We start from the raw sequence: 25,154 nt of genomic DNA, 5'->3' as shown, positions 1-25,154 counted from the left end.
CCACACGACGTCACCGGGGCTGCGCCAGGACCCCTGCGCGCCGCGGGGCGGGACCGTGGAAGAATCGGGTCCCATGACCGACGAGCACGACCTCACGCCCGCCGCCCCGCTCGCCAACCCGTCCGTCCCGGACAAGGTGAGCCTCGAGGGCCTCGAGGACAAGTGGGAGACCCGCTGGAGCGAGCAGGGCACCTACCGCTTCGACCGCACGGCGACGCGCGAGCAGGTCTTCTCGATCGACACCCCGCCGCCGACCGTCTCCGGCTCGCTGCACGTGGGGCACGTGTTCTCCTACACCCACACCGACGTCGTCGCCCGCTACAAGCGGATGACCGGCAAGAAGGTCTTCTACCCGATGGGGTGGGACGACAACGGCCTGCCCACCGAGCGCCGGGTGCAGAACTACTACGGCGTGCGCGTGGACCCGACGCTGCCCTACGTCCCGGACTTCGTGCCCCCGCACGACGGCGGTGACGGCAAGAGCGTCAAGGCCGCCGACCAGCAGCCGATCTCCCGGCGCAACTTCGTCGAGCTGTGCCAGCGCCTCACCCAGGAGGACGAGAAGCAGTTCGAGGCGCTGTGGCGCCACCTCGGCCTCAGCGTCGACTGGGCCATGCACTACCAGACCATCGGGCGGGAGTCCCAGCTCGTCGCGCAGGCCGCGTTCCTGCGCAACCTCGCGCGCGGCGAGGCCTACCAGGCCGCGGCCCCCGGCCTGTGGGACGTCACGTTCCAGACCGCCGTCGCCCAGGCCGAGCTCGAGGCGCGCGACTACCCCGGCCACTACCACCGGGTCGCCTTCCACCTGGCCGACCCGGCCGTCGGCGAGGGCCTGGAGCAGGTGACGGACGGCAAGGTCTACATCGAGACGACCCGCCCGGAGCTGCTGCCCGCCGTCGTCGCCCTCATCGCCCACCCCGACGACGAGCGCTACCAGCCGCTGTTCGGCACCACCGTGCGCTCCCCGCTCTTCGGCGTCGAGGTGCCGGTCCTCCCCCACCCCGCCGCGGAGATGGACAAGGGCGCCGGCATCGCGATGTGCTGCACCTTCGGTGACCTCACCGACGTCCAGTGGTGGCGCGAGCTCGACCTGCCCACCCGCTCGGTCATCCGCCGCGACGGCCGCCTCCTCGCCGAGGTGCCCGAGTGGGTCACCGAGCCCTCCGCCGTCGCCCTGTGGACCGACTCGCTCGCGGGCAAGACGACCTTCAGCGCCCGCAAGGAGATCGTCGAGGCGCTGCGCGCGAGCGGCGACCTCGACGGCGAGCCCACGCCCACCCAGCGCAAGACCAACTTCTTCGAGAAGGGCGACAAGCCCCTCGAGATCGTCACCTCCCGCCAGTGGTACATCCGCAACGGCGGACGCCCGGCCACCGACGCCCAGGGCCGTGACCTGCGCGAGGCGCTGCTCGAGCGCGGCCGCGAGCTGGGCTTCCACCCCGACTTCATGCGGGTGCGCTACAACAACTGGGTCGAGGGCCTCAACAGCGACTGGCTGATCTCGCGCCAGCGCTTCTTCGGGGTGCCGATCCCCGTGTGGTACGCCCTTGACGACGCCGGCGAGCCGGACTACGACCGCGTCCTCACGCCCTCGCAGGACATGCTCCCCGTCGACCCGAGCATCGACGTCCCGCCGGGCTACACCGAGGAGCAGCGCGGCCAGGCCGGCGGCTTCGTCGGCGAGGTCGACATCATGGACACGTGGGCGACGTCCTCGCTCACCCCGCAGATCGCCGGTGGCTGGCTGCGCGACGAGGACCTCTTCTCCCGCGTCTACCCGATGGACCTGCGCCCGCAGGGCCAGGACATCATCCGCACCTGGCTGTTCGCCACCGTCGTCCGCGCGCACCTCGAGTTCGACGGCCTGCCGTGGAGCGACGCCGCCATCTCCGGCTGGATCCTCGACCCGGACCGCAAGAAGATGTCGAAGTCCAAGGGCAACGTCGTCACCCCGATGGGCCTGCTCGAGGAGCACGGCTCGGACGCGGTGCGCTACTGGGCCGCCTCCGCGCGCCTGGGCACCGACGCCGCCTTCGAGGTCGGCCAGATGAAGATCGGCCGGCGCCTGGCGATCAAGGTCCTCAACGCCTCGAAGTTCGCCCTGACGATGGGCGGGGACATCCCCGCCCGGCTCGACGTCTCGGCCGTCACCGAGCCGCTGGACAGGTCCCTGCTCGCCGCGCTCGCCGACGTCGTCGAGGGCGCGACGACGTCCTTCGAGCGCTACGACCACACCCGCGCGCTCGAGCTCACCGAGACGTTCTTCTGGACGTTCTGCGACGACTACCTCGAGCTCGTCAAGGACCGCGCCTACGGCACCACCGAGGCCGGCTTCACGCCCACCGAGGTCACCTCCGCGCGCACGACGCTCGCGGTGACCATCGACGTCGTCCTGCGGCTGCTCGCCCCGTTCCTGCCCTTCGCCACCGAGGAGGTCTGGAGCTGGTGGCGCAGCGGGTCGGTGCACACCGCACCGTGGCCCTCCGCCGCTCCCCTGCGCCAGGCCGTGCCCGACGCGGACCCGGCACTGCTCCAGGTCACCGGCAGCGCCCTGGCGGCGCTGCGGAAGGTGAAGTCCGAGGCCAAGGTCTCCCAGCGGACGACCTTCGCCCGGGTGCGCCTGGACCTGCCCGCCGCCGACGTCGAGCGCATCGGCCACGCGGTCGGTGACCTGCGGGCCGCCGGGCGCGTCCGCGGCGACCTCGAGATCGCCGGGCACACGGACCTCGAGGGAGCCGTCGTCGGCGCCCACGAGCTCGACGAGCCGCCCGCCAAGCGCTGAGACCCATACCCGGGGCGCCACCACTGCCCCAGACCGCGAGGAGATCCCATGAACGCGCCACGTCCGGAATCCAGTACCCCGGGGCTCGGCCACCTCGAGCCCTCCATGTCCCTGCCGTGGGTGCTCAGTGACCGTCTCTCCCGCGACCCCGCCGGGGTGATCTTCGAGCGCAAGGCCTCCCTGGGCGGGCGCTTCGTCCCGGTGACCGTGCAGACGTTCGCCGGCGAGGTCACCGCCGTCGCCAAGGGCCTCATCGGCCTGGGCATCGAGCCGGGCGACCGCGTGGCGATCATGGCGCACACGAGCTACGAGTGGACGCTGCTCGACTTCGCCGCGTGGTCGGTGGGCGCGGTGCCCGTGCCGATCTACGAGACGTCCTCCGCCGAGCAGGCCGAGTGGATCATCACCAACTCCCAGGCCCGCATCGTCTTCGCCGAGACCCGTGCGATGGGCGCCCTCGTCTCCCCGCTCATCGAGCGCACCGAGCACCTGGAGCAGGTCCTCGTGCTCGACGAGGACGCCATCGACACGGTCATCGGCCACGGCACCGACGTCCCCGCCGAGCGGGTCACCGAGCGGGCGGCGGCCACGTCGATGGACAGCCTCGCGACGATCATCTACACCTCGGGCACCACCGGCCGCCCCAAGGGCGTCGAGCTCACGCACGGCAACTTCGTCCACCTCGTCGTCAACGGCAGCGACGACCCGAACTTCTCCGGCGTCGTGCGGGGCTCGGACAAGCGCACCCTGCTGTTCATGCCGCTCGCCCACGTGTTCGCACGGTTCATCCAGGTCCTGTGCGTGTACTCCGGCGCGGCCATGGGCCACGTCCCCGACGCGAAGAACCTCGTGGCCGACCTCGACGCGTTCAAGCCCACGTTCCTCCTCGCCGTCCCGCGGGTGTTCGAGAAGGTCTACAACTCCGCCGACGCCAAGGCGGGTGGCGGTGCGAAGCAGCGGGTCTTCCGCTGGGGCGCGAAGGTCGCGATCACCTACTCCCGCGCCCTGGAGACCCCCGAGGGGCCCTCCGCGGCGCTCAAGGCGCAGCGCGCCCTGGCCGACCGCCTCGTCTACCAGAAGATCAAGGCGGCGATGGGCGGCAACCTCGCCTGGGCGGTCTCCGGCGGCGGTCCCCTGGGCGAGCGGCTCGGGCACTTCTTCCGCGGGATCGGGGTCGGTGTGCTCGAGGGCTACGGCCTCACCGAGGTCGGCGCGCCGACCACCGTCAACCGGCCGGGCCTCGTGAAGATCGGCACGGTCGGCCCGCCCTACCCCGGCACGAGCGTCGCCATCGCCGAGGACGGGCAGGTGCTCGTCAAGGGTGCCCACGTCTTCCGCGCCTACCACGGCAACCCGGAGGCGACCGCCGAGGCGTTCACCGAGGACGGCTGGTTCATCACCGGCGACCTCGGTGAGCTGGACTCCGACGGCTACCTGCGCATCACCGGCCGCAAGAAGGAGATCATCGTGACCGCGGGCGGCAAGAACGTCGCCCCCGCGATGCTCGAGGACCGCCTGCGCGGCCACCCGCTCGTCTCCCAGGTGGTCGTGGTCGGCGAGGGCCGCCCGTTCATCGGCGCGCTCATCACGCTCGACGCGGAGATGCTCCCCGGCTGGCTCGCCAACCACGACCTGCCGCCCATGACCGTGGACCAGGCCGCCACCGACGAGCGCGTCCTCGCGGCCCTGGACCGGGCGGTGACGCGCGCCAACGAGGCGGTCTCGCGGGCCGAGTCCATCCGCAAGTTCAAGGTCCTCACCATCGACTTCACGATGGAGAACGGCTACCTCACGCCCAGCCAGAAGGTGAAGCGCGCCAAGGTCATCAGGGACTTCGCCGCCGAGATCGACGACATCTACGGCACCTGAGGCCGCGCGTCAGGACGTGTGCCGTGACTCCGCCACCGCCTCGTGGTGGCGGATGACCTCCTGGACGATGAAGGAGAGGAACTTCTCGGCGAACACCGGGTCCAGGCCAGCCTCCTCGGCCAGTGCCCGCAGCCGCCGGATCTGCTCCGCCTCGCGGTTCGGGTCCGACGCCGGCAGCCCGAGGTCCGCCTTGATGTGCCCCACCCGCTGGGTGCACTTGAAGCGCTCGGCGAGCAGGTGGATGAGGGCGGCATCGATGTTGTCGATCGTGCCGCGCGCCTGGGCCAGCTCGGCCGGGATGGTCTCGCTCATGCCCCGATCCTAGGTCTCCCCCGGCGCCCCGCCGGCGCCATCTCACGGCGAGGCCCCCGCCCCCTCTCGGGGACGGGGGCCTCGCGCGTCCGTCAGGAACGGGTGTCGTCCCCGCTGATGTTGTAGGCGTGCTCGTGCGGGGTGGACGCGTCGCGCCACCGCAGGATCGCTCCGACGCCGTCGGCGAGCTCGACGCTCGCGTCGTCGACGATCGTCACGCCCGCGCCCTGCTCGGCCGCCGCCCGGCCGATCGCGAGGTCGGCGCGCACCTCGTGCGGCTCGCTCACCCCGAGGTCGGCGACGAGCGCCCGCGTCGGCGCGATCTGCAGCGGGGAGTCCCCGGCCCACACCGTGCGCAGCCGCAGCGCGGAGTTCTGCCCCGTGACGCCCTCGCGCAGGATGAGCTCGGCGACCTGGCCGCGGGCCAGCGCCGCGACGACGTCGTCCAGGCTCTGCGTCGCCGTCCCCTCCCGGCCCTCCTCCTGCCGGAAACGGTCCAGGACCTTCTCCCGGCGGCGCGCCCGGAAGACCGCGAGGGCCTCCTGGAGGTTCCGCTCGAAGGCGGGCTCGTTGACGCCGGCCGACCGCGAGCCGCCGTCGAGCACCATGGCGATGCTCGCCGCCTCCGCGCCCAGCCGCTCCCGGACGAGGGGGACCGCCCGGACGTCCCCGGTGAGGAGGAGCAGCTCGGGACGCCGCTCGTTGACCATCCGCTCGAGCTCGACGGCCACCGTCTCCGCGTTGCGTTCCCAGGAGTCCTCCGCGCGCGCCTGGAGGCGCCGGGAGGCCATGCCGGCCCGGCGCACCTTGTTGATGACGTCCTGGTCCCCGTCCACGCTCGACTCGTCCGCGGTCTCGTACTCCACGGCCGTGCGGCGCTGCAGGGTGAGGTGGGCCCCCGTGCGGTCGATCTCGGCCAGGAGGTAGACCACCGTGCCGTCGGCGACATGGGCCAGGGAGCAGATGTCCACCCCGACGACCCCGTGGTCGTCGGACGGTGGCTCGAGGAGCACCCGGTCGATCACCACGCCGTCAGGCCCGGCGACGATCGTGCGGCCGTGCTTGCCGGCCACATGGGTGGGGATCTGGACCCGCTCCTCGACGTGGTCGAGGGTGCGGGAGGCGATCCCGCGGCCCTCCAGTGTCCGGCGAATGTCACGCCACCGCGTGACGACCGCCTGGTAGCCGCTCTCCGTGTCCCGCGTGGCGTCGAAGGTGACGGTGACGACGTCCTCGCCTGCCGGGATCTCGCGCGTGAGCCAGTCGATCTGCATACACAGCACCTCACATCGTCTCGCGTGCAGTGCTGTCTACTGTGGGCCACCTTCGGCCCGGCCGCACCTCCGGTCAGGCGCTCTTCTCGCGCGGCGGACGACGCTTCTTCTCACGCGGGACCAGGGTCGGGTTGACGTTCTGCTGGACGACCTCGGCGGTGATGACGACCTTGCCGACGTCGTCCCGGCTGGGCACCTCGAACATCGTCTCGCGGAGGATCTCCTCCATGATCGCGCGCAGGCCGCGCGCGCCGGTGCCGCGCAGCAGCCCGAGGTCGGCGATCGCCTCGAGGGCGTCGTCGGTGAACTCGAGCTCGACCCCGTCGATCTCGAACATCCGCTGGTACTGCCGCACGAGCGCGTTGCGCGGCTCGGTGAGGATGCGGATGAGCGCCTCGCGGTCGAGCGGGGAGACGGTCGTGACGATCGGCAGGCGGCCGACGAACTCGGGGATGAGCCCGAACTTGTGGAGGTCCGCGGGGCGCACCTCGGCGAAGGGGTCGGTCTCCTCGCCCTTGGACCGCAGGGTCGCACCGAAGCCGATGCCCGCCCTGCCCGTGCGCGAGGTGATGATGTCCTCGAGTCCCGCGAACGCACCGGCGACGATGAACAGCACGTTCGACGTGTCGATCTGGAGGAACTCCTGGTGCGGGTGCTTGCGCCCACCCTGGGGCGGCACCGACGCCGTCGTGCCCTCGATGATCTTGAGCAGCGCCTGCTGGACGCCCTCTCCCGACACGTCGCGGGTGATCGACGGGTTCTCGCTCTTGCGGGCGATCTTGTCGATCTCGTCGATGTAGATGATGCCCTTCTCGGCCTTCTTCACGTCGAAGTCGGCGGCCTGGATGAGCTTGAGGAGGATGTTCTCGACGTCCTCACCGACGTACCCGGCCTCGGTGAGCGCCGTCGCGTCGGCGATCGCGAACGGGACGTTGAGCATCTTCGCCAGCGTCTGCGCGAGGTAGGTCTTGCCGGTACCGGTGGGGCCGATGAGAAGGATGTTGGACTTGGCGAGCTCGACGGCGTCGTCGGCGGCCGGGGTCTTCTCCGCCGCCTGCACCCGCTTGTAGTGGTTGTAGACGGCTACGGCGAGCGAGCGCTTGGCGGGCTCCTGGCCGATGACGTACTGCTCGAGGAACTCGAAGATGGCGCGCGGCTTCGGCAGGTCGACGAGGCCGATCTCGCTCGCCTCGGCGAACTCCTCGTCGATGATCTCGTTGCACAGGTCGATGCACTCGTCGCAGATGTAGACGCCGGGGCCGGCGATGAGCTTCTTCACCTGCTTCTGGCTCTTCCCGCAGAAGGAGCACTTGAGCAGGTCAGCACCCTCAGCACTCCGTGCCATGCTCACTCCTCTTCACCCGTGGACTGACTCCATTGGACACCATGACGGGCCCGCGTGTCTCGCCGCTGGGCGAGTGTCGCGTCACCGGCGGAGAACACCCGCCGGCCGGGCACTGGCCCGGCCGGCGGGAGGTGGTCACGACCCGAGGGCCGCGACCTCTGCCTTGCGCGACTGGAGCACCTGGTCCACGAGGCCGTACTCGAGAGCCTCGGCGGCGGTGAGGATCTTGTCGCGCTCGATGTCCTCACGCACCTCATCGACCGGCTTGCCGGAGTGCTTAGCGATCGTCTCCTCGAGCCACTCGCGCATGCGCAGCACCTCGCGGGCGTGGATCTCGATGTCCGAGGCCTGGGCGTAGCTGCCGCCCTCGAGTGCCGGCTGGTGGATCATCACGCGCGAGTTCGGCAGCGCGAGGCGCTTGCCGGGCGAGCCGGCGGCCAGCAGGACCGCGGCCGCCGAGGCCGCCTGGCCCAGGCAGACCGTCTGGATCTGCGGCTTGATGAACTGCATCGTGTCGTAGATGGCGGTGAGCGCGGTGAACGAGCCGCCGGGCGAGTTGATGTACAGCGTGATCATGCCGTCGGGGTCAGCGCTCTCGAGGACGAGGAGCTGGGCCATGACGTCGTCGGCCGACGCGTCGTCGATCTGCACCCCGAGGAAGATGATGCGGTCCTCGAAGAGCTTCGTGTACGGGTCCTGGCGCTTGTAGCCGTAGGCGGTGCGCTCCTCGTACTGCGGCAGCACGTAGCGCGCGGACGGCGCGGCGGGCGCGAGACCGCCGGCGAGCGCGGAGCCGTCGAGGCGTCCCGCGCGGGCCATGAACTGGGATTCGATGCTCACTGATGCTCCTGGATGGTCGTCGGGGTGTCCGCTACTGGCTGGTCGTCCCGCCACCGCCGGCGACGGAGGCAGCGGACTCGACGACGTGGTCGATGAAGCCGTACTCGAGCGCCTCGGGGGCGGTGAACCAGCGGTCCCGGTCGGCGTCACGGTTGATCTGGTCGACGGTCTTGCCCGTCTGCTCGGCGGTGATCTCCGCGAGGACCCGCTTCATGTGGAGGATGAGCTCGGCGTTGATCCGGATGTCGGTCGCCGTGCCACCGATGCCGCCGGAGGGCTGGTGCATCATCACGCGGGCGTGCGGGGTGGCGTAGCGCTTGCCCTTCGCCCCGGAGGACAGGAGGAACTGGCCCATCGAGGCCGCCATCCCCATGCCCACCGTCGCGACGTCGGGCTGGACGTACTGCATGGTGTCGTAGATCGCCATGCCGGCGGTCACGGAACCACCCGGGGAGTTGATGTACAGGTAGATGTCGCGCTCGGGGTCCTCGGCCGCGAGGAGCAGCATCTGGGCACAGATGGCGTTGGCGTTGTCGTCACGCACCTCCGTCCCGAGCCAGATGATGCGCTCCTTGAGCAGTCGCTGGTAGATCGAGTCGTTGAGGCCGAGGCTGTTGCCCTCGCGGGCTCCTCGAGGCTGCTGGCTCACGTGCACACGCTCCCAATAGTTGTCGTTTGGGGTCCGGCGCGCGGTCGCTGCCGACCGCCGGTCTTCAAGGACACTAACCCGCGCGGCTACCGGAATCTGCCGCCGCCGTCGCGGTTTCGCTGTTGGCGCACCTATGCCACAGGGGCGGCGCCGTCTCCGGCACCGCCCCTGCACGACACAGGACGTCAGTCAGCGCTCGGCGCCGACTCCGCACTCTCGGCGGAGTCCGCGCTGTCGGCCGAGTCGGCGCTCTCGCCCGAGTCGGCGCTCTCGGCGCTCTCGCCCGAGTCGGCGCTCTCACCGGAGTCGGCGCTCTCGCCGGAGTCCGCGCTCTCGCCGGAGACGACGACGTCGTCCTCGTCGGACCCGATGAACTCGGAGAGGTCGACAGCCTCGCCGGCGCCGTCGAGGACGGTCACCTTGCGCAGCGCGACCGCGAGGGCCTTGTTGCGGGCGAGCTCACCGGCGAACACCGGGATCTGGCCGGCCTGGCTGGCGGACTGGATGAACTCGTTGGGGTCCATGCCGTACTGGCGCGAGGTCGACAGCAGGAACTCCAGGAGCTCGTTCTGCGCGACCTGCACGCCGAAGGACTCGGCGAGCTCGTCGAGGATGAACTGGTCGCGCATGGCCTTCTCGGTGTCCTCGCGGACCTCCTCGCCGTGCGGGTCGTCCTCCGCCTTGCCCTCGGCCTGCAGGTGCGCCTTGATCTCGGCGTCCACGGCGTTCTTGGGCAGCGGGAAGTCGATCTCCTCGCGCAGGCGCTCGAGGAGCAGGTCGCGCGCGGCGACGGCGCGGTTGGCGTTCTTGTCCTTGGCGATCTGCTCGCGCAGGTCGCTGCGCAGCTCCTCGATCGTGTCGAACTCCGAGGCGAGCTCGGCGAACTCGTCGTCCGCGGCGGGCAGCTCGCGCTCCTTGACGCTGTTGACGGTGACGGTGACCGTCGCCTCCTCACCGGCGCGCTCGCCGCCCACGAGGGTGGAGGTGAAGGTCGCGGTCTCGCCGGCGGACAGGCCGGTGATCGCGTCGTCGAGGCCCTCGAGCATGGTGCCGGAGCCGACCTGGTAGGAGGTGCCGGTGACGGAGTCGACCTCCTCCTCGCCGACCGTCGCGCTGAGGTCGATGGAGACGAAGTCGTCCTCGGCCGCGGCGCGGTCGACGCCCACGAGGGTGCCGAAGCGCTCGCGCAGGGACTCGAGACGCTGCTCGACGTCCTCGTCGGTGACCTCGACCGTGTCGACGGTGAGCTCGTAGGTGGACAGGTCCGGGAGGGTGACCTCCGGACGGACGTCGACCTCGGCGGTGAAGGTCAGCTGACCGCCGACGGGGCCGGTGACGTTCGGGACCTCGGTGACCTCGACCTCGGGCTGGCCGAGCGGCTTGATGCCGGTCTCGGCGACCGCGTCGCGGTACAGGCCCGGCAGCGCGTCGTTGACGGCGTGCTCGATGACGGCGGCGCGACCGACGCGCTGGTCGATGATGCGGGCAGGAACCTTGCCCTTGCGGAAGCCGGGGACGTTGACCTGCTCGCCGATGTGGGAGTAGGCGTGGTCGATGCTCGGCTTGAGCTCCTCGTACGACACCTCGACGGTGAGCTTGGCCCGGGTCGGCTCAAGGGTCTCGACGGCGCTCTTCACTTAGTTGCTCTCCACTCTTCGGTCCATGGGGCCCCGCGCGGGGGTCAGTGCGGCCGTGCGGGGCGTGACCGTAGGCAAACGGCCGTGCGCACAGGCGCAGTCCATCGTAGTCCACCGCGGGCCGGGGACGCGACGCCGCGGAGCCGCGGGGCGGTGACGTCCACCTCGCGACCACGAGGCCCGTCCGGCCCACCACGCGCGCATGAGTCGGGATGGCGGGATTCGAACCCACGACCTTCCGCTCCCAAAGCGGACGCGCTACCAAGCTGCGCTACATCCCGTCGACCACCGGCCGCGCCCCGATTGTAGGCGAGCCGCGTCCTCGCGTTACACTCATGCCTGCGCCACTCGGCGCACGCGGGTGTAGCTCAATGGTAGAGCCTCTGCCTTCCAAGCAGATGGTGCCAGTTCGATTCTGGTCACCCGCTCCGACCCTGGCGGTCCGTGCGAACGGACCGCCATACTTGTCTCTCCGAGGGGACGAGGGGGACGACCATGGGTGGTCGTAGGACGTTCGTGACGCTGGCGGTGCTCGGCGCCGTCGCCGGTGGCGTGGTCGCCGCGAGCCGCGCGAGCAACCCCCCGCCGCCGCACCGCACCGGCACCTCCGCAGGCGGGATGGAGTACCTCGTCGTGGGCGACGGGCCCCGGACCCTCCTCATGCTCCCCGGCGGCCCGGGCAGCGCCCTGCCCACCGGGCCGCTCGGCCGGTTCATGGAGGGCGGCGCGGGCCGGTACGCCGAGGCCGGCTACACGGTGTGGACCGTCACCCGGCGTCGCGGCATGCCCCCGGGCCACACGATGGCCGACATGGCCGACGACCACGCCGTCTTCATCCGCGAGGAGCTCGGCGGCCATGTCGACGTCGTCGTCGGGGAGTCCTACGGCGGGCTCGTGGCGATGTACCTCGCCGCCCGCCACCCCGCCCTCATCGGCTCGCTGGTGCTCGCCGGTGCCGCGGTGAGGATCGAGGAGGAGGCTCGGGACACCGACGTGCGCTGGGCGCGGCAGCGCGCCGCGGGGCACGACTCCGAGGCGGGCGCGACGTTCCTCGGGCTCGTCCTGCCCCGCACACCGCCCTGGGTGCGCCGCGTCCTCGGCGTCGTCGCCGGGCGCTTCTTCGCCCACCAGTCCGTGCCACCGGGCGACCTCCTCGTCGAGGCGGAGGCCGAGGCGGTCTTCGACGGTCGGGACCTGCCCGCGCAGATCCCCGTGCCCACGCTCGTCGTGTGCGGCGAGGAGGACGAGTTCTTCCCGCTCGACGCCGTCCGTGAGACCGCCGAGGGCATCGCCCTCAGCACGCTCATCACCTACCCCGGGCAGGGGCACATGGCGACCCTCGGCGGCAGCGACCTCCCCGACGACGTCGTCGCCTGGCTCGCCCGCCGGGACAGCGAAACGGCCGCCACCCCCTCGGGGTGACGGCCGCTTCGTGTGTGAAGTTCGTCAGTCCGCGAACTCCAGGCCCTTCTGGTAGGCCTTGGCCAGGCGCCGGGGCACCTGGATCTCGCGGCCCCCAACGCGGACGGTCTGGAGCGTGGTGGGCTCCGCCTTCCACTGGGACCGGCGAGAGCGGGTGTTGCTACGGGACATCTTGCGCTTCGGAACTGCCATCTGCCCTGCCGCTCCTTTCGTGGTCGAGACGATTGCCGTCATATAGGTTGCCACGCGACGGCCACGTTGACCAATGCCAACCACCCCTCGAGGGGTGTGAGATACCCCGCTCCGGTGTGGCCACAATGGGTACACCATGGATGTTCGCACCCTTGCCCGTGGCGACGCCACCACCGCCGAGCTGGAGATCCGTCGCTCGCGCTTCATCACCTGGCTGCGGCGCGCCGACGACGAGGCCTCCGCGCGCGCCCTCGTCGAGGAGGCACGCCACACCTATCCCGATGCGCGGCACCACTGCTCGGCCTTCATCGTGCGGATCCCGGGCGCCAACCTCGTCGAGCGCTCCTCCGACGACGGCGAGCCCTCCGGCACTGCCGGCATGCCGATGCTCGAGGTGCTGCGCGGCAGCGGGCTCGTCGACCTCAGCGCCGTCGTCGTCCGCTACTTCGGCGGGGTGAAGCTCGGGACGGGCGGACTGGTACGGGCGTACTCCGACGCGGTGCGGGCCGCGCTGGACGTCGCGCCCGTCGTCGTGCAGCGCGAGACGCGGCTGCACCGCATCGCGCTGCCCCACGCCGACGCCGGGCGGGTCGAGTCCGAGCTGCGCGCCGCTGGCTTCGCCGTCGAGGACGTCGCCTACGGCGAGCGCGTCACCCTCACCCTCGCGACGAACGACGACGCCGCGCTCGCGTCCGCCGTCGCCGCCCTCACCGGCGGCGACGCCACCCCCACCCCCGCCGGCACCACCCTCACCGAGCACCCCGAGTAGCCCTCCCCCTCCCCCTCCCCGCCCCCGCGACAGCCGACTTCCGCCCGACAGCGGACTTGTGCACGAGAGCGGACTTCCGCACGACAGCCGAGTTGTGCGACAGCAGGGTTCGTCACGCCCACGACTCGGTCAGGACAGCAGTACTACTTCGGGGCACGGGCGGGCTCACGAAGCTCGGGTCCGCCCACCGGCTCGGCTTGCGCACAAGTCCGCTCTCGCGCACAAGTCGGCTCCCGCGCGCAAGTCGGCTCTGGCGCACAAGTCCGCTCTCGCGCACAAGTCCGCTGTCGCGCACAAGTCCGCTCTCGCGGGAGGGGGTGAGGACGGGAGGCCGGAAGCGAGGGCAGGTGGGGTGTTGCTCGGGTCACTCGGTCGGATGGTTGTTCTAGTTGCAGTAGCGCAATATGATGAACCTATGCTGCTCAGGATCGACACCTCAAGCTCGCTGCCGATCTTCGAGCAGCTCGCGACGCAGGTGCGCCAGGCGGTCATCGCCGGGGAGCTCACCAGCGGTGAGCGCCTGCCCTCGGCGCGCGAGCTCGCCGAGTCGCTCGACGTCAACCAGCACACCGTGCTGCACGCCTACCAGCTCCTGCGCGACGAGGGCCTGCTCGAGCTGCGCCGCGGGAGGGGCGCCGTCGTCACCGCCCACGCGGCGGAGCACTACGAACCGCTGCTCACCGCCCTGCGGGCCGTCCGTACCGAGGCCGCCGCGCTCGGCCTGCCCCTGTCCGCCGTCGCCGCCATGCTCACCTCCGAGGAGACGCCATGACCACTCGCCCACCGCACCGCGCCCGCGCCTGGCTGCTCGGGGTGCTCCTGCCCGTCGCGATCACCGCGGCGGCGTGGGTCGTCGTCGCCGCCCTCCTCCCCCGCCTGCCCGACCCCGTGGCCCTCCACTGGGGCCTCGACGGCGTGGACCGCACCGGGTCGGTCGGCGAGCTCGTCACCTCGACGGCGGTCATCAGCGCCATCTCCCTCGTCATCATGGGGACGCTGTCGGTCCTCACCGGCCGCCAGGCCCTCACGCGGCGGATGACGCTCGGCGCCGCCACCGGGCTGGCCACGCTGTTCGCCGGCATGACGCTGTCGACGGTCCTCGTCCAGGTCGACGCCACGTCCGCGTTCGACGCCGCGTCCCCCGACGCGAGCCTGACCGTCAGCCTCGTCGCCGCCGTCGCGCTCGGCGCCCTCGCCGGCGCCCTCGCCGGGAGCGACCCGGACCAGCCCGCCACCGGTGACCTGCCCGCCGACGCCCTCCTCGCCGACCTCCCCGAGGGCCAGCGGGCGGTGTGGGTGCGCAGCGTCGCCGGCATCGGCCAGACGACGACGTGGGTGCTCGCGACCTGCGCCGTCCTCCTCGGGGTCGGGTTCTGGCTGCTGTCGGACATGATCTTCCCCGTCGTCGTGCTCGCTCCGGTCGTCGTCCTCATGCTCACGATGACGACGTGGCAGGTCCAGGTCGACGCCCGCGGGCTCAGCGCCCGCGGCGCACTCGGCTGGCCGCGCCTCCACGTCCCGGCTACGGAGGTCGAGCGCGCCGAGGTGACCCAGGTGAACCCGTTCGCCGAGTTCGGCGGCTGGGGAATGCGCACCACCGTGTCGGGCACGGTCGGTGTCGTCGTCCGCAAGGGCGAGGCCATCGCCGTCGAGCGCTCGGGCGGCCGACGCATCGTCGTCACTGTCGACGACGCCGCCACCGGGGCGGCGGTCCTCAACACCTACGCCCAGCGCGCCCGCACGACGCACCCCACGCACTGAGGAACTCCGGGGCCGTCCGCGATTGAACGTTCACGCGGCCTGGTCTAGGGTCGACAGCAGGCCGTGTCCCGGCCCCCGCGCAGCCGTGAGAGGAGACGCCGCAGCCATGTCCGTGCTCGCCGCCCCCGCCTCCACCTGCTGCTGCCGTCCCTGTCAGTAGAGCGCCCGGCTCTAGCGTGCGGCTCGCCCGTATGCCGGGCGCTCCTCGCCACCAGCGTCGGTGGCCCGCCTCACCACCCCCGTACCTCCGCTGCGAAGGAACCCCAATGGCACGTATCTACGACGACGTCACCGCCCTCGTCGGGCATACCCCGCTCGTCCGGCTCAACCGCGTCACCGACGGCCTCAAGGCCACCGTCCTGGCCAAGCTCGAGTTCTACAACCCGGCCAACTCCGTCAAGGACCGCATCGGCGTCTCCATCGTCAACGCGGCCGAGCAGTCCGGCGCCCTGCCCCCCGGCGGCACCATCGTCGAGGCCACGTCCGGCAACACCGGCATCGCTCTCGCGATGGTCGGCGCGGCGCGCGGCTACGACGTCGTCCTCGCCATGCCGGAGACGATGAGCAAGGAGCGCCGCGCGCTCCTGCGCGCCTTCGGCGCCGAGCTCGTCCTCACCCCCGGGTCGGAGGGCATGAAGGGCGCGGTCGCCAAGGCCGAGGAGATCGCCGCCGAGCGCGAGGGCGCGATCCTCGCCCGGCAGTTCGCCAACGAGGCGAACCCGGCGATCCACCGCCAGACCACCGCCGAGGAGATCTGGAACGACACCGACGGCGAGGTCGACTACTTCGTCGCCGGCATCGGCACCGGCGGCACCATCACCGGTGTCGGCCAGGTGCTCAAGGAGCGCAAGCCCGACGTCAAGATCATCGCCGTCGAGCCCGCCGAGTCGCCCATCCTCAACGGTGGCCAGCCCGGCCCGCACAAGATCCAGGGCATCGGGGCGAACTTCGTCCCCGAGATCCTCGACACCTCCGTCTACGACGAGGTCATCGACGTCTCCGCCGAGCAGTCCGTCGTGATGGCCCGCCGCGTCACCGCCGAGGAGGGCATCTTCGTCGGCATCTCCTCCGGTGCCGCCGTGCACGCTGCGCTCCAGGTCGCCGCGCGCCCCGAGGCCGAGGGCAAGACGATCGTCGTCGTCATCCCGAGCTTCGGGGAGCGCTACCTCTCCACCCCGCTCTACAGCGAGTTCGCCGACTGAGGTGCACGACTCGAGCGTTCGCTTCTGGGTGCTCCTGAGGGAGGACCTCGAGGCTGCGCGCCGCGGTGACCCCGCGGCGCGCACGCTCCTCGAGGTCGCCCTGGGCTACCCCGGTGTCCACGCCTTGTGGGCCCACCGCGTGTGCCACCGCATGTGGCACGCGAGCCCGTTGCTGCGGCTCCCGGCCCGGCTGCTGTCGCAGCTGGTCCGGGGCCTCACGGGCATCGAGATCCACCCGGGGGCCGTGCTCGGCCGCCGGCTGTTCATCGACCACGGCATGGGCGTCGTCATCGGGGAGACGGCGGTCGTCGGCAACGACGTCGTCATGTTCCACGGCACGACGCTCGGCGGCCGGTCGATGACCAAGGGCAAGCGTCACCCGACGATCGGGGACCGCGTCGTCATCGGCGCGGGCGCCAAGGTCCTCGGCCCGATCACCGTCGGCGACGACGCGCAGATCGGGGCCAACGCCGTCGTCGTGCACGACGTGCCCGACGGGGCGGTGTCCGTCGGGGTGCCCGGGCGGGTGCGCGAGCGCCTCACCGCGGTCGACCCCTACGCCGACCCGGCGCTGTTCATCTGAGCCGACCCCCGGCGCACGGCGCCGGGGGTCCGCCCCACCATCCTGGTGAAGGCGCGGCTGAAGGCCGCCTCGGACCGGTAGCCGAGCTCGGCCGCGAGCGCCGCCACCGTCGTCCTGTCCTCGGTGAGGCGCGTGTGGGCCAGCCGCATCCGCCAGCGGGTGACGTAGGCCATCGGCGCCTCGCCGACGAGCGCGGTGAAGCGGGCCGCGAAGGACGAGCGCGACATCGCCGCGGTGCGGGCGAGCAGCTCGAGCGACCAGGGGTGGCCGGGGTCGGCGTGGACGGCCTCCAGGACCCGCCCGATACGCTCGTCGTCCAGCGCCCGCAGCCAGCCCTGCCGGGCGCCCGGGTCACGGTCGAGCCAGCCGCGGATCGCCTGGACGACGAGGATGTCGGCCAGCCGCGTCGCCACCGCCTCCCCGCCGGGCCGGGGACGGGACAGCTCGCCCGCCATGAGGCGCAGCGTCTCGCGCACACCCTCGTCCTCGCTGGTGCGCAGCACCGGCGGGAGCGCCCGGAGCAGCTCCTTGGCGGCGGGCTCGTCGAAGCCGACGACGCCGCACACGAGCCGGGTGGGGCGCCCTCCCCCGCCGTGGCGCAGCACCGAGTAGTGCTCGGTGAGGTAGCGCTGGGGCAGCAGGTCGACGCGGCGCGCCCCGCGCACGCCGGGGTCGCTGAGGAGGTCGTGCCCGCGGCCGTGCGGGACGAGGGCGAGGTCGCCGGCGTGCAACTCCTCCGGCTCCCCGCCGTCGACCCGCAGCCAGCACGTGCCCGCCGTGATGGCGTGGAAGCTCACGGTCCCAGGGAACGCCGGCATCTCCAGCGCCCACGGTTCGGTGAGCTCGGCGTGGCAGTAGAACGTGCCGCGCATCCGCACAGTGTGCAGCGCCTGCGCGAGGCGGTCGGCACTCTGCCAGGGCGTGGCCTTCATGCGCGCAGTCTGACACCGGACGAACCGGACGTCCTGCTGAGAGTGGACGAACGGTCAAGAAGGGCGGAGGGACAGGCATGGATGCTCCGCAGACTCCTCCGTAGCGTCGGTGATCCAGGCACACCGACCCGAAGGAGCACCCATGTACGCCATCGCCGGAGCCAGCGGACGTGTCGGGTCCGCTGCCGCGGACCACCTCTTGCGCGCGGGCCGGCCCGTGCGCGTCCTCGTCCGCCGTCCCGAGGCCGCCGCCGCGTGGGAGGCACGCGGCGCGCAGGCACGGCTCGTCGACCTGCACGACGAGGAGGCGCTGGCCGAGGCCCTCACCGGGTGCACCGGGCTGTTCGCCCTGCTGCCCTTCGACCTCACCGTCGAGGACGGTGCCACGGACGCCCGGGCCGTCGCCGGCGCGACGGCGGGCGCCGTGCGGCGGGCGGGTGTGCCGCACGTCGTCGTCCTGTCCTCCGGCGGGGCCGACCTGCCGGGCGGGACGGGGCCGATCGCAGGGCTCCACGTCCTCGAGGAGTCGCTGCGGGCGACCGGCGCACGGGTCAGCGCGCTGCGCTCGGGGCACTTCCAGGAGAAGGTCGGTGACGTCCTCGACGTCGCGCGCGCCGAGGGCGTCTACCCGGTCTTCGCCGCGTCCGCCGACGTCCCGCACCCCATGGGCGCCACCCGCGACCTCGGCGTCGTCGTCGCCCGCACCCTCCTCGCGCCGGCGGCGGCGGACGAGGTCGTCGACGTCCTCGGGCCGGAGTACACCGAGCGGGAGGTGGCGGCGGTGCTCGGCGCGGCACTGGGCCGCGAGCTCGCCGTCGTCCCGCTGCCCGAGGAGGCGTGGGCGCCCACGCTCGCGGCGACCGGTCTGCCGATGCCCGTGGCCGAGAGCCTCGCCGAGCTCTACCGGGCCGACGAGCAGGGGCTGCTCGCCCCGCGCGGCGGGCGCACCGTGCGGCTCACCACGCCGCTGGAGGACACGGTCGCCGCGCTCGTCGCCGCGGCGCCCGTCCCCCAGGGCTGAGTGGGCGCGGGCGGGACCGCAGGGCTCAGCGGCGCTGCTCGCGCGGGCACCAGAACACCCGCCGCGCACCCATGACGTCCTCGGTCACCCGGGTGCCGCAGCGCAGGCAGGGGCGGCCCGAGCGGTGGTAGACGTACCACCGGTCGTCCTCCTCCTGCCGGTCCTCCGCCTCGGTGGTGACGATGCGGCCGGTGGCCACGCCGTCGGCCATGAGCACCGCGAGGTCGGCCCACATGCCGCGCAGCTTGGCCGCCGAGACGGTCCTGCCGAGGCGACGCGGGTGGAGTCGCGCCCGGTAGAGCGCCTCGGCCCGGTAGATGTTGCCGACGCCGGCGATGACCGCCTGGTCCATGAGGAGCTCGCCCACCGGCCGCGCCCGGCGCCGGACGTCCGCGACGAACACCTCGGGGTCCCCGTCGGTGCGCAGCGGGTCGGGGCCGAGCCGGGCCTGGACCGCCGCCTTCTCCTCCGGCGTCACCACCTCGCACGCGGCGGGGCCGGTGAGGTCGGCGACGCCGTGCTCACCGAGCAGCCGGACGCGCACGGCCCCTGGCGGCTCGGGCGGCTGCCAGTCGTCCGGGGCCACCTCCGTGCTCTCGCCGGACAGTGGCGTCTCCTCCTCCGCGACGCGGCGCCGGGGCGCGCCGATGGCGTGCGGGGCGTGGAACGTCGAGTCGCCGGCGAAGGTCCACGAGCCGGCCAGCCCGAGGTGCACGCGCAGCCAGCGCAGCTCCTCGGCTGCCGCGTCGTCGCCGGCCGCGAAGCCGAGGAACAGGTGCTTGCCGTGGGCGTCGGTGGCGACGAGCCGGTGCCCGTCGAGCAGCGCGGCGCCCGCGGCGAAGCGGCCCTGGGGTGAGCTCACCTCCAGCCGCTGCCCGTGGAGCAGCTCGTCGAACGCGAGCGCGAGCCGGTGGATCGAGTGGCCTTCAGGCATGGAGCTCCTCCACGGGGTCCCACAGGGCGCGGGTGAGGTCGACGGCGCCACCGGGACGCAGCGGCGTCCCCTCCGCGGCGTAGTGCTCGGCGGCGCGGGCGGCGAGGTGGCTGGGCAGCGACCCGTCGGCGCGGACGACCCGCCACCAGGCGACGGAACCGCCCTCGCGCGCCATGACCGCGCCGACCGACCGCGCCGAGCCCTGGCCGGTGCGCGCCCGCGCGGCCTCCGAGACGAGGCCGTACGTCGTGGCACGACCGGGTGGGACGTCCTCGGCGACGTCGAGGACGAGCTCGCTCCAGTCGGTCACGCCCGCCATTGTCCCAAAAACCGCTCGCTACGCCGTCGGGGCTGCTGCCATGCTCGTCCCCGTGCCCCACACCCACCCCACACAGGTCCCGCTGCCGCCCGGCTACCGCCTCGCCGAGCTCGACGACGCCACCGACCGCGACGCCATGCGCGAGATCGACCGCTGGGCCTTCGCCTTCGAATCCTCCCCCGAGGACGACCAGGTCGACGTGTGGGCGCTGGAGCCCGCGCGCAGCGTCGGCGTCTGGTTCGACGGCCCGCGGGGGACGATGCTCGCGGCGATGCACTCCTCCTACGCCTTCCGGGTGCAGGTGCCCGGCGGGCAGCGGGTGCCCGCCGCCGGCCTCACCTGGGTCGGGGTGCACCCCGGGCACCGCCGGCGCGGCCTGAGCCGCACGATGCTCCACGCGCACCTGCGCCGCAGCCGTGACCGCGGCGAGGTCCTCTCGGTCCTCTACGCCGCGGAGAGCGGTATCTACGGCCGGTACGGATACGGCATCGCGAGCCACCGCGCCTCGCTCACCCTGGGCAGGGGCGCCGACCTGCGCCCGGTTCCCGGGAGCGAGGAGCTCCTCGTCGAGCTCGACACCTTCGACGTCGCCCGGCACGGCGCCGAGCTGGAGCAGGTCCACGGCAGCGCCGTGCGTCCCGGGTGGATCACCCGGGACACCGAGGCGCTGCGGCGGCTGCACGTCCTGGACTGGCCCTCGGCCCGCAAGGGCGCCGAGCGGCGGCGGATCGCGTTCGTCCGGGACGCCGCGGGCGAGCCGCGCGGCTACGCGCTGCTGCGGCGCACGGAGAAGTGGAGCGACGAGAACCGCCCGGAGGGCGTCGTCAAGATCCACGACGTCCTCGCGCTGGACGCCGCGGCCGCGCGGGCGCTGTGGGCCACCCTCCTCGACCTCGACCTCATGGGGACGGTCGAGGTGCGCAACCTCGCGCCCGACGACGCCGTCCTCGGCCTGCTCACCGACCTGCGCGGCACCAACCGCAAGATCCACGACGACGTGTGGGTGCGCATCCTCGACCTGCCCGCCGCGCTGCGGCTGCGCTCCTACCCGTGCGCCGTCGACGTCGTCCTCGACGTCAGCGACCCGCTCGTGCCCGACAACCACGGCCGGTGGCACGTGCGTGGCGGCCCCGAGGGCGTCGAGGTCTCCCGGACCGAGGCACCGGCGCACCTGGCGATCGGCGTCGCAGACCTCGGCTCCGCCTACCTCGGCGGGACGACCCTGAGCGCGCTGCACGCCGCCGGGCGGGTCACCGAGCTCGTCCCCGGCTCGCTCGTCCCGGCGGCGGCCGCCCTGGGCTGGCCGGTGGCCCCCAGCACCGGCTGGGGCTTCTAGCGCTGCTCGTAGGCCGCGAGCTGGTCGATGCGACGCTGGTGGCGGGCCTCGCCGGAGAACGGCTCGGCGAGGAACGCCTCGACGAAGGCGATCGCGTCGTCCACCGGGTGCTTGCGGGCACCGAGGGAGATGACGTTGGCGTCGTTGTGCGCCCGTGCGAGGACGGCGGTGTCGGTGTCCCACACGAGGGCGGCGCGCACGCCGCGGACCTTGTTCGCGGCGATCTGCTCACCGTTGCCCGAGCCGCCGAGGACGATGCCCAGGCTCCCCGGCTCGGCGACGACGGCCTCGCCCGCGGCGAAGCAGAACGAGGGGTAGTCGTCCTCGGCGTCGTACTCGTGGGCACCGTGGTCGACGACGTCGTGGCCGCCGGCGGTGAGGTGCTCGACGAGGGCGGTCTTGAGCTCGTAGCCGGCGTGGTCGGCGGCGATGTGGATGCGCATGACCCCTATCTTGCCGTGCGCGGGCCGTGCCGGGGACCCCTGTCCGAGGGCTCCCGTATCGTCGGAGCATGACGACGAACGAGACGACCGCTCCCATGTCGTTCGAGCAGGCCATGGACACGTCCGTGCGGCCGCAGGACGACCTCTACCGCTTCATCAACGGCACCTACGTCCGGGAGCACGAGATCCCCGCGGACCGTGCCCGGGACGGCGCCTTCATGGTGCTGCGCGACCTGTCCGAGCAGCGGGTGCGCGACATCATCACCGAGGCCGCCACCGAGGACGCCACGGGTGAGGCGAAGCAGATCGGGGACCTGTACGCCTCGTTCATGGCCGAGGAGCGCATCGAGGCGCTGGGCACCGCGCCCCTGCAGGCCGACCTCGAGCTGTTCACCGCCGCCCGCGACAAGGACGCCCTCGCGCGCGCCATGGGCACCCTGGCGCCCACCGGCATCGGCGGCGCCGTCGCGCTCTTCGTCGACACCGACTTCAACGACCCCGACCGCTACTCGGTCTTCCTGTGGCAGAGCGGGCTCGGGCTGCCCGACGAGTCCTACTACCGCGAGGACGCGCACGCCGAGACCCGCTCGGCCTACGTCGCGCACGTCGCCACCATGCTCGAGCTCTCCGGACTCGTCCCCGCCGACGAGGCGATGGGCGCGGCGCAGCGGGTCATGGCGGTCGAGACGCGTCTGGCCGCGGGTCACTGGGACAAGGTGAAGTCGCGGGAGGCCGACCTCATCAACAACCCGCGCACGTGGGCCGAGGTCGTCGAGGGCGCCCCCGGCTTCCCGTGGGACCTGTGGCGCGAGGCGTTCGACCTGCCCGCCGGCGCCCTCGACACCTCCATCGTCGGCATGCCGTCCTACCTCACGCACTTCGCGGCCGCCTGGGAGGAGCTCGACGTCGACTCCCTGCGGATGTGGCTGCTGTGGCACGTCGTCTCCACCCGCGCGCCCTACCTGCCTGCCGCGTTCGTCGAGGAGCACTTCGACTTCTACGGCCGCACCCTCACCGGCGCGCCGGAGCTGCGCGAGCGGTGGAAGCGGGGCGTGTCCCTCGTCGAGGGCGTGCTGGGCGAGGCCGTGGGCAAGATCTACGTCGAGCGGTACTTCCCGCCGGCGCACAAGGCCCGCATGCAGGAGCTCGTCGACAACCTCATCGAGGCCTACCGGGAGTCGATCACCGGGCTCGACTGGATGGGTGAGGAGACGAAGGAGCGCGCGCTGGAGAAGCTCGCTGCCTTCACCCCCAAGATCGGCTACCCCGACAAGTGGCGCGACTACTCCACCCTGGAGATCGACCCCACGGACCTCATGGGCAACGTGCGGCGCGCCGAGCTGTTCGAGACGAAGCGCGAGCTCGCCAAGCTGGGCAAGCCGATGGACCGCGACGAGTGGTTCATGCCGCCCCAGACGGTCAACGCCTACTACAACCCGACGATGAACGAGATCGTCTTCCCCGCCGCCATCCTCCAGCCGCCGTTCTTCGACGCCGAGGCCGACGACGCGTGGAACTACGGCGGGATCGGCGCCGTCATCGGCCACGAGATCGGCCACGGCTTCGACGACCAGGGTTCCAAGTACGACGGCACCGGCCGGCTGCAGGACTGGTGGACCGAGCAGGACCGTGCCGAGTTCGAGGCCCGCACGAAGGCGCTCATCGCCCAGTACGACGCCTTCTCCCCCGCCCAGCTGGACGGATCGCACCACGTCAACGGCGCGCTGACCATCGGGGAGAACATCGGTGACCTCGGCGGCCTGACGATCGCCATCAAGGCCTACGAGATCGCCCTGCGCAAGCAGGGGCTCGCCGGCCTGGACGAGGCGCCGGTGATCGACGGGCTCACCGGGCTGCAGCGCATCTTCTACTGCTGGGGCCGGGTGTGGCAGCAGAAGGCCCGCGACGCCGAGGTCATCCGGCTGCTGGCGATCGACCCGCACTCGCCGAACGAGTTCCGCTGCAACGGCGTCGTGCGCAACCTCGACTCCTTCGTCGAGGCCTTCGACGTCCAGCCCAGCGACGCGCTGTACCTCCCGCCCGAGGAGCGCGTGAAGATCTGGTGATCGCCACGAGGCCCGGACCGCGACGGCGGTCCGGGCCTCGTGCTCAGGACGTCAGAAGAGGGAGTAGGCGGCCCGGGCCACGGTGAACCCGTAGCCGGACTCGTCGTGGCGGCAGGTGACGCCGCTCTCCGCGCTCTCGCAGGTGTAGCCGTGCGCGCTGATCGTCTCGCCGTAGGCGAGGGGCGAGACGTCACCGGCGACGACGAGCGGCTCGCAGGGCATCGACGCCCCGGCCGGCTCCACGCGCAGGTGGCCGCCGGCGCCCTCGTCACCGCACTCGGCCGCGTCGGTGGCCTCGTAGGTGAAGTTCGAGATCACGCACTCGGTGCTGTCGACGGTGAGCACGCAGACGATGTTGCCGGTGGGTGAGGCGAAGTACTCCGACTCGGGTGCGGGCGTCGCCCCCTCCTCCCGGGGCGCCGGGGTGGCGGTCCCGCTGGCCGCGGGAGCCTCCGCCGGGGTGGTGGACGCGTCGGCGGCGGACCGCTCGTCCTCGCCCCCGAGCCGTCCGGCGAGCAGGACGACGAAGAGCAGGACGAGGATGCTCACCACGACGATGAGCAGGATCTGCGCCGGCGTCAGCCGCCGATTCCCGGGCATTTCGGACATCGACCTTCCAGTCTCTCTCGACAACGCCCGACACCGTACGCGAACGTCGCGGCAACCCGGAAAAGCCGCACGTCAGGCGGGCCGGCTCCCGAAGGCGGCGGTGCCGACCCGGACCATGGTCGCCCCGGCCGCGACCGCGACCTCGAGGTCCCGGCTCATCCCCATCGACAGCTCGCGTGCGTCCCCGGTGCCGGGGGCACCGCTCGCGACGACGTCGTCGCGCAGCCGGGCGAGCCGCTCGTAGGAGGCCCGGACGACGTCGACGTCCGCAGAGTTCGCGCCGATGGTCATCAGGCCCCGCAGCCGCAGGTGGGGCAGGAGCCCGACGCCGACGGCGAGCTCGAGCGCCCCCTCCGGCGCGGAGCCCGCCTTGCTCGCCTCCCCCGAGGTGTTGACCTGGACGAAGACGTCGAGCACGCGGCCGGCCTCGCCCGCGAGCCGGTCGAGCCGCTGGGCCAGCGCGAGACCGTCGACGCTCTGCACGCAGGAGACGAGCGGGACGACCTTGGTCGCCTTGTTCGACTGCAGCCGTCCGATGAAGTGCATCTCGTGCGGGACGTCGGCGAGCTCGGGAGCCATCGCGACGAGCTCCTGGGCGCGGTTGTGCCCCAGGAGGCGCGCGCCGTCGAGGACTGCCTCGCGCACGACGTCGCCGGTCTGCGTCTTGACGGCGAGGAGGATGCGCACGTCGTCGGGGTCCCTCCCGACAACCCGTGCCGCGCGCGCGACCCGCTCGCGCACAGCAGCCAGTCGCCCGGTCACCTCACTGCTCACGCTCCTGACGATATCGCCCCACCGGCCGACTCCCAGGACGCTCGTCGCCCGTGCCGCGCCGCTCCCCTCCCCACCCCTTCATG

24 protein-coding genes and 2 tRNA genes are annotated in these 25,154 nt (G+C 72.3%); 12 read left to right on the top strand and 14 right to left on the bottom strand.

What is annotated here, in order from left to right; genetic code table 11:
- Positions 1–73: 73 nt before the first annotated feature.
- Positions 74–2,782 carry a valine--tRNA ligase gene (gene valS / locus FE251_RS04600; protein WP_139948106.1) on the top strand — a complete coding sequence of 903 codons (2,709 nt, stop codon included), beginning with the start codon at positions 74–76 and terminating at the stop codon, positions 2,780–2,782.
- A 105-nt stretch (positions 2,783–2,887) separates the two neighbouring features.
- A complete protein-coding gene (locus tag FE251_RS04595) occupies positions 2,888–4,651 on the top strand; it encodes an AMP-dependent synthetase/ligase (RefSeq protein ID WP_230976549.1) in 1,764 nt (587 codons plus the stop codon).
- A gap of 9 nt (positions 4,652–4,660) precedes the next feature.
- Here the strand turns inward: FE251_RS04595 and FE251_RS04590 are convergent, their stop codons facing one another.
- From FE251_RS04590 to FE251_RS04560, 7 genes are all read right to left on the bottom strand, one after another.
- The gene (locus FE251_RS04590; RefSeq protein ID WP_139072067.1) at positions 4,661–4,963 is read right to left on the bottom strand and encodes a chorismate mutase; all 303 of its coding nucleotides are present in this window, start codon (positions 4,961–4,963) and stop codon (positions 4,661–4,663) included.
- Positions 4,964–5,055: 92 nt separating this feature from the next.
- Positions 5,056–6,237 carry a baeRF2 domain-containing protein gene (locus FE251_RS15465; protein WP_168202653.1) on the bottom strand — a complete coding sequence of 394 codons (1,182 nt, stop codon included), beginning with the start codon at positions 6,235–6,237 and terminating at the stop codon, positions 5,056–5,058.
- Between the two features lie 73 nt (positions 6,238–6,310).
- A complete protein-coding gene (gene clpX / locus FE251_RS04580; protein ID WP_139948104.1) occupies positions 6,311–7,582 on the bottom strand; it encodes an ATP-dependent Clp protease ATP-binding subunit ClpX in 1,272 nt (423 codons plus the stop codon).
- A 135-nt stretch (positions 7,583–7,717) separates the two neighbouring features.
- Positions 7,718–8,422, bottom strand: coding sequence for an ATP-dependent Clp protease proteolytic subunit (locus FE251_RS04575; RefSeq protein WP_139072064.1), 705 nt, complete (start codon positions 8,420–8,422; stop codon positions 7,718–7,720).
- Between the two features lie 31 nt (positions 8,423–8,453).
- Entirely contained in the window at positions 8,454–9,167 is a 714-nt protein-coding gene (locus FE251_RS04570; protein WP_139072103.1) for an ATP-dependent Clp protease proteolytic subunit, read from the bottom strand.
- Positions 9,168–9,256: 89 nt separating this feature from the next.
- Positions 9,257–10,708 carry a trigger factor gene (tig, locus tag FE251_RS04565; protein WP_139948102.1) on the bottom strand — a complete coding sequence of 484 codons (1,452 nt, stop codon included), beginning with the start codon at positions 10,706–10,708 and terminating at the stop codon, positions 9,257–9,259.
- Positions 10,709–10,915: 207 nt separating this feature from the next.
- Positions 10,916–10,989: transfer RNA gene (locus tag FE251_RS04560), tRNA-Pro, on the bottom strand.
- A 76-nt stretch (positions 10,990–11,065) separates the two neighbouring features.
- Here FE251_RS04560 and FE251_RS04555 point away from each other — a divergent pair.
- Together FE251_RS04555 and FE251_RS04550 are read left to right on the top strand one after the other, a co-directional pair.
- Positions 11,066–11,136 (top strand) — tRNA-Gly (locus tag FE251_RS04555).
- 67 nt (positions 11,137–11,203) lie between these two features.
- The gene (locus tag FE251_RS04550; protein WP_139948100.1) at positions 11,204–12,130 is read left to right on the top strand and encodes an alpha/beta fold hydrolase; all 927 of its coding nucleotides are present in this window, start codon (positions 11,204–11,206) and stop codon (positions 12,128–12,130) included.
- 24 nt (positions 12,131–12,154) lie between these two features.
- Here FE251_RS04550 and rpmF read toward each other — a convergent pair whose 3' ends face one another.
- Positions 12,155–12,322, bottom strand: a complete 168-nt coding sequence (rpmF, locus tag FE251_RS04545; protein ID WP_139072061.1) for a 50S ribosomal protein L32 — start codon at positions 12,320–12,322, stop codon at positions 12,155–12,157.
- Between the two features lie 136 nt (positions 12,323–12,458).
- On the opposite strand from rpmF, the gene FE251_RS04540 reads away from it, so the two are divergent.
- From FE251_RS04540 to epsC, 5 genes are all read left to right on the top strand, one after another.
- Positions 12,459–13,091: an IMPACT family protein gene (locus tag FE251_RS04540; RefSeq protein ID WP_139948098.1), complete on the top strand. Its 633-nt coding sequence runs from the start codon at positions 12,459–12,461 to the stop codon at positions 13,089–13,091.
- Positions 13,092–13,506: 415 nt separating this feature from the next.
- Entirely contained in the window at positions 13,507–13,863 is a 357-nt protein-coding gene (locus FE251_RS04535) for a GntR family transcriptional regulator (RefSeq protein ID WP_139948096.1), read from the top strand.
- A complete protein-coding gene (locus FE251_RS04530) occupies positions 13,860–14,852 on the top strand; it encodes a DUF1648 domain-containing protein (RefSeq protein ID WP_139948094.1) in 993 nt (330 codons plus the stop codon). The genes FE251_RS04535 and FE251_RS04530 overlap by 4 nt, the downstream gene beginning before the upstream one ends.
- A 266-nt stretch (positions 14,853–15,118) precedes the next feature.
- Positions 15,119–16,054 (top strand): cysteine synthase A, encoded by a 936-nt coding sequence (cysK, locus tag FE251_RS04525; protein WP_139072059.1) that lies wholly within the window; start codon positions 15,119–15,121, stop codon positions 16,052–16,054.
- 28 nt (positions 16,055–16,082) lie between these two features.
- Positions 16,083–16,637: a serine O-acetyltransferase EpsC gene (gene epsC, locus FE251_RS04520; RefSeq protein ID WP_407925283.1), complete on the top strand. Its 555-nt coding sequence runs from the start codon at positions 16,083–16,085 to the stop codon at positions 16,635–16,637.
- On the opposite strand, the gene FE251_RS04515 is transcribed toward epsC, so the two are convergent.
- Positions 16,610–17,569 (bottom strand): AraC family transcriptional regulator, encoded by a 960-nt coding sequence (locus FE251_RS04515; protein ID WP_139072057.1) that lies wholly within the window; start codon positions 17,567–17,569, stop codon positions 16,610–16,612. The genes epsC and FE251_RS04515 overlap by 28 nt on opposite strands.
- A 142-nt stretch (positions 17,570–17,711) precedes the next feature.
- Between FE251_RS04515 and FE251_RS04510 the strand changes: the two genes are divergently transcribed.
- On the top strand, positions 17,712–18,590 hold the full coding sequence (locus FE251_RS04510) for an NmrA family NAD(P)-binding protein (protein ID WP_139948092.1): 879 nt from the start codon (positions 17,712–17,714) through the stop codon (positions 18,588–18,590).
- A 25-nt stretch (positions 18,591–18,615) separates the two neighbouring features.
- Here the strand turns inward: FE251_RS04510 and FE251_RS04505 are convergent, their stop codons facing one another.
- Both FE251_RS04505 and FE251_RS04500 read right to left on the bottom strand, forming a co-directional pair.
- The gene (locus FE251_RS04505) at positions 18,616–19,524 is read right to left on the bottom strand and encodes an Fpg/Nei family DNA glycosylase (protein WP_139948090.1); all 909 of its coding nucleotides are present in this window, start codon (positions 19,522–19,524) and stop codon (positions 18,616–18,618) included.
- Positions 19,517–19,843 carry an MGMT family protein gene (locus FE251_RS04500; protein WP_139072054.1) on the bottom strand — a complete coding sequence of 109 codons (327 nt, stop codon included), beginning with the start codon at positions 19,841–19,843 and terminating at the stop codon, positions 19,517–19,519. The genes FE251_RS04505 and FE251_RS04500 overlap by 8 nt, the downstream gene beginning before the upstream one ends.
- Before the next feature lie 40 nt (positions 19,844–19,883).
- Between FE251_RS04500 and FE251_RS04495 the strand changes: the two genes are divergently transcribed.
- A complete protein-coding gene (locus FE251_RS04495; RefSeq protein ID WP_139948088.1) occupies positions 19,884–21,179 on the top strand; it encodes a GNAT family N-acetyltransferase in 1,296 nt (431 codons plus the stop codon).
- Here FE251_RS04495 and FE251_RS04490 read toward each other — a convergent pair.
- Positions 21,176–21,622 carry a ribose-5-phosphate isomerase gene (locus FE251_RS04490; protein ID WP_139072052.1) on the bottom strand — a complete coding sequence of 149 codons (447 nt, stop codon included), beginning with the start codon at positions 21,620–21,622 and terminating at the stop codon, positions 21,176–21,178. The genes FE251_RS04495 and FE251_RS04490 overlap by 4 nt on opposite strands.
- A gap of 68 nt (positions 21,623–21,690) precedes the next feature.
- On the opposite strand from FE251_RS04490, the gene FE251_RS04485 reads away from it, so the two are divergent.
- Entirely contained in the window at positions 21,691–23,688 is a 1,998-nt protein-coding gene (locus tag FE251_RS04485) for a M13 family metallopeptidase (RefSeq protein ID WP_139948086.1), read from the top strand.
- Between the two features lie 51 nt (positions 23,689–23,739).
- On the opposite strand, the gene FE251_RS04480 is transcribed toward FE251_RS04485, so the two are convergent.
- Positions 23,740–24,288, bottom strand: a complete 549-nt coding sequence (locus FE251_RS04480) for a hypothetical protein (protein ID WP_139072050.1) — start codon at positions 24,286–24,288, stop codon at positions 23,740–23,742.
- 81 nt (positions 24,289–24,369) lie between these two features.
- Positions 24,370–25,071 (bottom strand): YggS family pyridoxal phosphate-dependent enzyme, encoded by a 702-nt coding sequence (locus tag FE251_RS04475; RefSeq protein WP_139948084.1) that lies wholly within the window; start codon positions 25,069–25,071, stop codon positions 24,370–24,372.
- Between the last annotated feature and the right edge of the window lie 83 nt (positions 25,072–25,154).

It is taken from the genome of Georgenia wutianyii (assembly GCF_006349365.1).
GTDB lineage: Bacteria > Actinomycetota > Actinomycetes > Actinomycetales > Actinomycetaceae > Oceanitalea > Oceanitalea wutianyii.
The sequence above is the reverse complement of the archived record's forward strand: the minus strand, read 5'-3'. Positions and strand labels throughout refer to the sequence as shown.

Bases quoted from the DNA above. Each gene is read 5' to 3' on its own strand.
- FE251_RS04515 (WP_139072057.1), bottom strand. From the start codon at position 17,569: ATGAAGGCCACGCCCTGGCAGAGTGCCGACCGCCTCGCGCAGGCGCTG.
- FE251_RS04505 (WP_139948090.1), bottom strand. From the start codon at position 19,524: ATGCCTGAAGGCCACTCGATCCACCGGCTCGCGCTCGCGTTCGACGAG.
- FE251_RS04495 (WP_139948088.1), top strand. From the start codon at position 19,884: ATGCTCGTCCCCGTGCCCCACACCCACCCCACACAGGTCCCGCTGCCG.
- FE251_RS04490 (WP_139072052.1), bottom strand. From the start codon at position 21,622: ATGCGCATCCACATCGCCGCCGACCACGCCGGCTACGAGCTCAAGACC.
- FE251_RS04500 (WP_139072054.1), bottom strand. From the start codon at position 19,843: ATGGCGGGCGTGACCGACTGGAGCGAGCTCGTCCTCGACGTCGCCGAG.
- FE251_RS04540 (WP_139948098.1), top strand. From the start codon at position 12,459: ATGGATGTTCGCACCCTTGCCCGTGGCGACGCCACCACCGCCGAGCTG.
- FE251_RS04550 (WP_139948100.1), top strand. From the start codon at position 11,204: ATGGGTGGTCGTAGGACGTTCGTGACGCTGGCGGTGCTCGGCGCCGTC.
- FE251_RS04595 (WP_230976549.1), top strand. From the start codon at position 2,888: ATGTCCCTGCCGTGGGTGCTCAGTGACCGTCTCTCCCGCGACCCCGCC.
- FE251_RS04510 (WP_139948092.1), top strand. From the start codon at position 17,712: ATGTACGCCATCGCCGGAGCCAGCGGACGTGTCGGGTCCGCTGCCGCG.
- rpmF (WP_139072061.1), bottom strand. From the start codon at position 12,322: ATGGCAGTTCCGAAGCGCAAGATGTCCCGTAGCAACACCCGCTCTCGC.
- valS (WP_139948106.1), top strand. From the start codon at position 74: ATGACCGACGAGCACGACCTCACGCCCGCCGCCCCGCTCGCCAACCCG.
- clpX (WP_139948104.1), bottom strand. From the start codon at position 7,582: ATGGCACGGAGTGCTGAGGGTGCTGACCTGCTCAAGTGCTCCTTCTGC.
- FE251_RS04480 (WP_139072050.1), bottom strand. From the start codon at position 24,288: ATGCCCGGGAATCGGCGGCTGACGCCGGCGCAGATCCTGCTCATCGTC.
- FE251_RS04535 (WP_139948096.1), top strand. From the start codon at position 13,507: ATGCTGCTCAGGATCGACACCTCAAGCTCGCTGCCGATCTTCGAGCAG.
- FE251_RS04530 (WP_139948094.1), top strand. From the start codon at position 13,860: ATGACCACTCGCCCACCGCACCGCGCCCGCGCCTGGCTGCTCGGGGTG.
- cysK (WP_139072059.1), top strand. From the start codon at position 15,119: ATGGCACGTATCTACGACGACGTCACCGCCCTCGTCGGGCATACCCCG.
- FE251_RS04485 (WP_139948086.1), top strand. From the start codon at position 21,691: ATGACGACGAACGAGACGACCGCTCCCATGTCGTTCGAGCAGGCCATG.
- FE251_RS15465 (WP_168202653.1), bottom strand. From the start codon at position 6,237: ATGCAGATCGACTGGCTCACGCGCGAGATCCCGGCAGGCGAGGACGTC.
- FE251_RS04590 (WP_139072067.1), bottom strand. From the start codon at position 4,963: ATGAGCGAGACCATCCCGGCCGAGCTGGCCCAGGCGCGCGGCACGATC.